Annotated in this window: 7 protein-coding genes and 1 pseudogene; 4 read left to right on the top strand and 4 right to left on the bottom strand. The window is 60.3% G+C overall.

Annotation, left to right across the window (positions count from 1 at the left end; all coding sequences use genetic code 11):
• A pseudogene (locus ACESL8_RS03215) lies at nucleotides 1-253 on the top strand (response regulator); the annotation flags it as partial.
• Between the two features lie 96 nt (nucleotides 254-349).
• Here the strand turns inward: ACESL8_RS03215 and ACESL8_RS03220 are convergent.
• Nucleotides 350-2,068 carry a hypothetical protein gene (locus ACESL8_RS03220; protein WP_372915896.1) on the bottom strand — a complete coding sequence of 573 codons (1,719 nt, stop codon included), beginning with the start codon at nucleotides 2,066-2,068 and terminating at the stop codon, nucleotides 350-352.
• Between the two features lie 112 nt (nucleotides 2,069-2,180).
• Nucleotides 2,181-2,519: a hypothetical protein gene (locus ACESL8_RS03225; RefSeq protein ID WP_372915898.1), complete on the bottom strand. Its 339-nt coding sequence runs from the start codon at nucleotides 2,517-2,519 to the stop codon at nucleotides 2,181-2,183.
• A gap of 26 nt (nucleotides 2,520-2,545) precedes the next feature.
• Between ACESL8_RS03225 and ACESL8_RS03230 the strand changes: the two genes are divergently transcribed.
• Nucleotides 2,546-2,728: a hypothetical protein gene (locus ACESL8_RS03230; RefSeq protein WP_372915900.1), complete on the top strand. Its 183-nt coding sequence runs from the start codon at nucleotides 2,546-2,548 to the stop codon at nucleotides 2,726-2,728.
• A 203-nt stretch (nucleotides 2,729-2,931) separates the two neighbouring features.
• Complete coding sequence (locus tag ACESL8_RS03235; protein ID WP_372915902.1) at nucleotides 2,932-3,408, top strand: hypothetical protein; 477 nt, start codon at nucleotides 2,932-2,934, stop codon at nucleotides 3,406-3,408.
• Nucleotides 3,409-3,424: 16 nt separating this feature from the next.
• Here ACESL8_RS03235 and ACESL8_RS03240 read toward each other — a convergent pair whose 3' ends face one another.
• Entirely contained in the window at nucleotides 3,425-3,568 is a 144-nt protein-coding gene (locus ACESL8_RS03240; RefSeq protein WP_372915904.1) for a hypothetical protein, read from the bottom strand.
• Between the two features lie 121 nt (nucleotides 3,569-3,689).
• Between ACESL8_RS03240 and ettA the strand changes: the two genes are divergently transcribed.
• Nucleotides 3,690-5,369: an energy-dependent translational throttle protein EttA gene (gene ettA, locus ACESL8_RS03245; protein WP_372915908.1), complete on the top strand. Its 1,680-nt coding sequence runs from the start codon at nucleotides 3,690-3,692 to the stop codon at nucleotides 5,367-5,369.
• 174 nt (nucleotides 5,370-5,543) lie between these two features.
• Here the strand turns inward: ettA and ACESL8_RS03250 are convergent.
• Nucleotides 5,544-6,032, bottom strand: a 489-nt coding sequence (locus tag ACESL8_RS03250) for a pyridoxamine 5'-phosphate oxidase family protein (protein ID WP_372915910.1), incomplete at its 5' end; no start/stop codon positions are given.

Raw genomic sequence — 6,032 nt, forward strand, 5'->3', positions numbered from 1 at the left:
ACTGTCGCTCATTGCAAATTGTGGCTGTGATGCTGCAATCCTTGATGCAAATCTCGCGGGTGTAAGTTCCACGCCTGCGGCCATGGCGCTATCGGCTTGCGGCATACCGTTTCTTGCCGTCTCGGCTTATGCGGCGTCGCAGCTGCACGCCGCCTATTCCGGCGGGGTTTATGTTTCAAAGCCTTTCAAACCGGAAACGCTGATCGAGGCGTTGCGGAGCATTCTGCCAGTATTGACCGTGTTGCCGTCCTGATCCGCCGTCGGCATTCAAACAGAGCTGTGTTTTGAAACGCGCCCATGGCCGCAATGCAGGTGCAAAGCGCTCAGCTTCCAGCCCGAAACACGCGCCTCAATACCGCCAGCTCGTCACATCGGCTCCCTTGGGCGCGGATGCCTTCACGCGGGCCATCATCTTGTCCACGTACATGGTGTTGTAGCGCAGGCGGCTGATCTTGTTGGGCTGGGTGTGATCACCATTCCAGCAATGCTCGGCACGGTCGCCATAGGCGATTTCGCCGAGGAAGGGCGGATCGGCGGTCTTGAGGAAATCCTCCGCCAGATAGACGGCATTGTTGAGGTAATAATTGTCCATGTCGCCGACATAAAGGAAGATCTTGTCGCGGATTTTGGGGCCGAGGGTTTTCCAGTCGCGCTGCATGATGTGGCGCAAATCGTAATTCTCGCGCCAATATGCTGCCACCTTGGGATCGATCACGCCGGTGCGTTTGTTGAATATGCGCTGGGGATAGCCATCGGCGCCTTGCGGGGAATAAACGGCTTCCCAGATGTCCCACTGCTGGCCGCTGCGGGATTTGTCGCCCAGCACCAGTTCCAGCCGCTGCTCCTGCTCCACCGTGTAATCGACGTGGCCCAGATAGTTGCGGTGCGCCGGGCGCGGCACTTTGCCGAAGGTGCCTTCCTTCCAGAAGACGTTCTTGTCGGCATACAGGTTGATGTTGGTGAATTGCCGGAAATCAACGGGATCGGGGCAGGCGGCAAAGGCGCCGTTGAATTCGTCGGGGTAAAACATCTGCACCGCCAGTGCTTCCCACCCGCCGGTGGAGCCGCCATAGGTGAAGCGCGCCCAGCCTTGGCCCAGGCCGCGGAATTGCTGTTCCAGAGCCGGCACGAATTCCTTCATGATGGCATCGCCATAAGGGCCAAGGTTGGCCGAATTCACCGCATAGCTGTCGTCGTAATAGGGATTGCTGTGATCGATCTCGACAATCAAAAAGCGCGGGAAGCTGTCCGACGTCCATTTCTTATAGAAATCAAAGGCTTCCTGCGCTTCGATCTTGTTGTAGCACGGCTCGCCAAACCGCGGTTCGGGCTTGCACGGCGTGCCGGGATCGGGCGGGGTGGTACTGAAACCGCCGAAATCGTCCGGAAAATGGCCGTGGTTGATGATCAGTGGGTAGCGCGCCTCTGGATGCTTGTCGAAATCGCGCGGCACCAGCACGTGGCCGCGAATATAAACGTCGGTGCCCCAGAATTTCGACAGGCGTTCCGAACGGATCTTGATGTGGCGGATGAATTCGCTGTCCTTGGGCTCCGTCACCGGCGGGATCACTTTGGTCAACGCGATGGTGACGATGTCCCGGGTCGCCGGGTTGAAGCGGATTTTCACCGGCTGCGAAATGATGTTGCCCGGTTCGGCGCGCCAGTTTTGCCCAGCACCGCGCGCGGCCGGCAATTTCACCGTTTGGCCGGCGGCGAGGTTATACGTCTGATATTTATGGAAGACGGCCTGCACCGTATAGTCACCGGCAGGCACGGCGCTCATGTCTTCGGTGGGGTAGCCCAGCACACCTCGGCCGATCGTGGCGCTGCCGCCGGGCTTCAGTCCATCCACCGTCACGCCAAACACCTGCGGCGCATCGGCCCCAAGCTTGACCTGGAAGCGTGGCTCCTTCGATCCATCCGGTGTGATCACCAGGATAATGCGGCCATCATTCACGGCGTCGATACCGGTGGCGGGCAAAGTGACGCGGAAGTCCGTCGCGAGGGCCGGCGCCGCTAAAACAGCCGCCGTGCCACTGATCAACCATGCTGCCAGATGCGTGTTCATGCCGCTTTCTCCCTGATCAAAGATTTTAAGCATGGATTGCCGCCACCGGCAACGCGCTCCTTTTTTGCAGATGAATAAACGTTAACGATAAACATTTGGTTAGTCATAAGCGTCAAATAATTTGCCAATATGGCAAATGGATTGCCAGTGCGACCGAATCTGGTATTGTACAGGTCAGCACAAAATTGGTTGGAGACGCAACACATGCAGCAAATTCTGTCGTCTGATGTGGTTCTTGTTGTTTTTTCGCTATTGTTGGGTGGATTAGTCGGCTCCTTTTGGGAGCGTATGCGTAATGACCGCCGGAATGGCTCTGGTCCAAATGACACCAACCGGCGTGAAAAACTCTGAAGCTTGCAGTGTCGGCTTCAATAATCGTTAATGGAAAAATAGTTAACGAACTTGAATCAGACTTTACAATAGGTAAATTTAAGCTTAGATAATCGCTCACTAAGTGTTAACAAGTGAGCGCGGCTTATGATTATCAACAGTATGGCTCAGGCCCTCGGGAATCTCCTGGCCACCGACGGCGCCTTGATGGTCCTTTCCATGGTGTTTGGTGTGTTGCTGGGCATGTTGTGGTCAGGTCGTTCCTTCCCGCGCCGTCTGCCGCGCTCGATGACCCGGGCCACTGCCGCAAACCTGCGCCGCCTTTTGTGATCTGAGCCAGGCTGGCAATTGCCCGGCACTCTGGCCAGCGTGACGCCATGAGCGCTTTTCGATTTATCCCACTAGCGATCTATTTGGCGGCGGTGCCAGCGACGGCAGCGCCATCCCTGTGCGCGCAACTGCCCGAAAAGGGCTCTGTCGCAGCCACTGCGCCATCGGAGAGCGTGGCAGCCCGGCCGCGACCCGACCGCGGTTTGATCTGTCCGCCCGGTTTTGTGCTGGAAACCGCGTCCCGTCTGCCCGTGTGCATCCGGCCGGGCAGGGGGGTGGTGGAGGGCGACCCGCGCGCTGCTTGCCGCGCCAGCCTGACGCTGGGCCCGGTCACGCCGGTGCCAGCGCAGTGGCGGCCCACGCGCAGTTGCCCTGGCGGCGCGATCAGCGCGGCGGTGCGGCTGGAGGGTGCAAATCTGGGCCTTGCCGAAGTCGATCTGGCAACAGACAGCCCCGCCGTGAAGCTGGAAACCCTGGCGGAGGAGGACAAGGCATTGAAACCCGCCGAGCGCCCATCAGCGCAAGGCTGCTTCGCGCATGCATGCCGCCTGGTGCGCCTGACAATTGCCGCCGACGCGCCCGACGAGGCGCTGCTGCGCTTCAACATCAAGGATGGCGCCAGCACCACGGCGCGCATTCCGGTCATCACCCATTGCGCCGATCCGCTGGCACGGCGCTGATCACTTCGTGCGCTGATTATAGGGTTCGCAGCGGCCGATCACCCGTCGCCGCCAACCAGATCGCCGCGCTCCACGCCGTTACATTCTGATCAAGCTGAGCGCGGCCAATCATGTCCAGCGTGTCGCCGGGCGTGTGGTGCACGTTGAAATTACGCGTCATGCCCTGACCCGGATCAAGCGCGCCGGCAGCGGTCCATGTCAATCGACCGGTTTGCGCGCGCCGCGCCCATCGGCTAATGGCTGCGTCAACCATTCAACATATGTTTTTTCGGAGCCATGCCGTGGCCTATCAATATGCGTTCGTGATGAAGGGTCTGTCCAAGACCTATCCCGGCGCTAACAAGCCGTGTTTCAAGGATATTACCCTGTCGTTCCTGCCGGGGGCAAAGATCGCCATCATCGGCCCCAACGGCGCCGGCAAATCGACCCTGATGAAGGTGATTGCCGGCATCGACACCGAATATCAAGGCGAAGCCTGGGCTGCCGAAGGCGTGCGCGTGGGGTATCTGCCGCAGGAACCCCACCTTGATGCCAGCAAGGACGTGAAAGGCAATGTGATGGACGGGGTGCGCCCCGTGGCCGATCTGGTGGACCGTTTCAACGCCATCAGCGCCGAGATGGCTGACCCGAAGGACGATACCGATTTTGACAAGCTGCTCGAGGAAATGGGCACGCTGCGGGAAAAGATCGACGCCGTTGATGGCTGGACGCTGGATAACCAGCTTGAAATCGCCATGGACGCGCTGCGTTGCACACCGGGTGAGAGCGGCGTGGAAAAATTGTCCGGCGGCGAAAAGCGCCGCGTGGCGCTGTGCAAGCTGCTGCTGGAAAAGCCGGAAATCCTGCTGCTTGACGAGCCGACCAACCACCTTGATGCCGAAAGCGTGTCGTGGCTTGAAAACCACCTGAAAGAATACAAGGGCATGGTGATCCTGGTTACCCACGATCGCTACTTCCTGGATAATGTCGTGAAGTGGGTGATGGAGCTCGACCGCGGCCGCGCCATCCCGTTCGAAGGCAATTATTCGGATTGGCTGGAAGCCAAGCAGAAGCGAATGAGCCAGGAAGACCGCGAAGACGCCAGCCGCGAAAAGGCGATCAAGCAGGAGCTGGAGTGGATCCGCGCCAGCCCCAAGGCCCGCCAAACCAAGAGCAAGGCCCGCATCAGGGCATTTGATGAACTCGTGGAAACACAGGCCAACCGCCGTTTGGGCGAGGCGCAGATCCTCATTCAGGTGCCGGAGCGGCTGGGCAGCAAGGTCATCGAGGCCAACAACCTTACCAAGAGCTATGGCGACAAGCTGTTGTTTGAAAACCTCACCTTCAGCCTGCCGCCCGGCGGCATTGTCGGCATCATCGGCCCCAACGGCGCCGGCAAAACCACGTTGTTCCGCATCATCACCGGCCAGGAAGTGGCCGACGGCGGCGAGATCAGCATCGGGGAAACGGTGCGCATGGCCTATGTTGACCAAAGCCGCGACACGCTGGAGCCGGGCAAGAACGTCTGGGAAGAAATTTCGGGCGGCAACGAAAAATTCTATTTCGGCAAGAACGAAGTGTTGACCCGCGCGTATGTGGGCTCGTTCAACTTCAAGGGGCCGGACCAGCAGAAAAAGGTCGGCCTGCTTTCAGGCGGTGAACGCAATCGCGTGCACATGGCCAAGATGCTGGTGAAGGGCGGCAACGTGCTGCTGCTCGATGAACCGACAAATGATCTGGATGTCGAAACGCTGCGTGCACTCGAAGAAGCGCTGGAAAGCTTTGCCGGTTGCGCCGTGGTCATCAGCCACGATCGCTTCTTCCTCGATCGTCTTGCCACGCACATTCTGGCGTTTGAGGGCGACAGCCATGTCGAATGGTTCGAAGGCAACTTCCAGATGTACGAGGAAGACAAGCGCCGCCGCCTTGGCGCCGCCGCCGATCGTCCGCACGCGCTGACCTACAAGAAGCTGACCCGCTGACGGGCGCGTGATTATCGCGCAGCGGTAATCATCGACTTCGTCAAGGGCGGCCGGGCTGGCTGCCGGGCCTCGGCCCGGCAGAACAGCTTCGACGGCGTGGCTCCGCTACGCTCTTCCTTGCTTGCTTTCTTTGATGCGAAGCGGACTCGGCGGCTTTGCCGCGGGCCGCACCCCTCAAGGCGCCAACCACGCTCCCGCCCAGCCGTCCTCGGCTCGAAAAACCGCTCGCCGGTGCCCGGTGTTGGCCAGGTGCAGCCATTCGATCGCCGCCACCTCCACCCACACCAGTGCGAAATTCGGCCGCGCCGGGGCGATCTGCTCGGCGGTCGGCTGCTGGCCTTCGATCGAGGCGGGCAGGCCCGACGATGGCCCGGGCAGGGGCGTGCCGGGGGCGTGCTGCGCCAGGTAACAGCGGCGGGCAAACAGTGTGGATTGGTTCCACAGGTCGTCCACCACATCGTCCTGTGTGCGTACCCGCGCTGTGCCGCTGATGCGCAGCTGCACCTGTTCAGGCCCGTGATAGGCCAGCACCGCAACTGGTTTGCCATCAAGCTGCGCCGCCTTGGGGCTGCGCGAATCGGTGTGAAAGCGCAGCGTTGCGGCAGCGGCATCGGCCTTGCGCAGCACCATTATCCGGGCCTGCGGCAGGCCATCTGCATCGAC

The sequence above is a fragment of the Sandarakinorhabdus sp. genome, assembly GCF_041689835.1.
GTDB lineage: Bacteria > Pseudomonadota > Alphaproteobacteria > Sphingomonadales > Sphingomonadaceae > Sandarakinorhabdus.

Bases quoted from the DNA above. Each gene is read 5' to 3' on its own strand.
- ACESL8_RS03220 (WP_372915896.1), bottom strand. From the start codon at position 2,068: ATGAACACGCATCTGGCAGCATGGTTGATCAGTGGCACGGCGGCTGTT.
- ACESL8_RS03240 (WP_372915904.1), bottom strand. From the start codon at position 3,568: ATGACGCGTAATTTCAACGTGCACCACACGCCCGGCGACACGCTGGAC.
- ACESL8_RS03230 (WP_372915900.1), top strand. From the start codon at position 2,546: ATGATTATCAACAGTATGGCTCAGGCCCTCGGGAATCTCCTGGCCACC.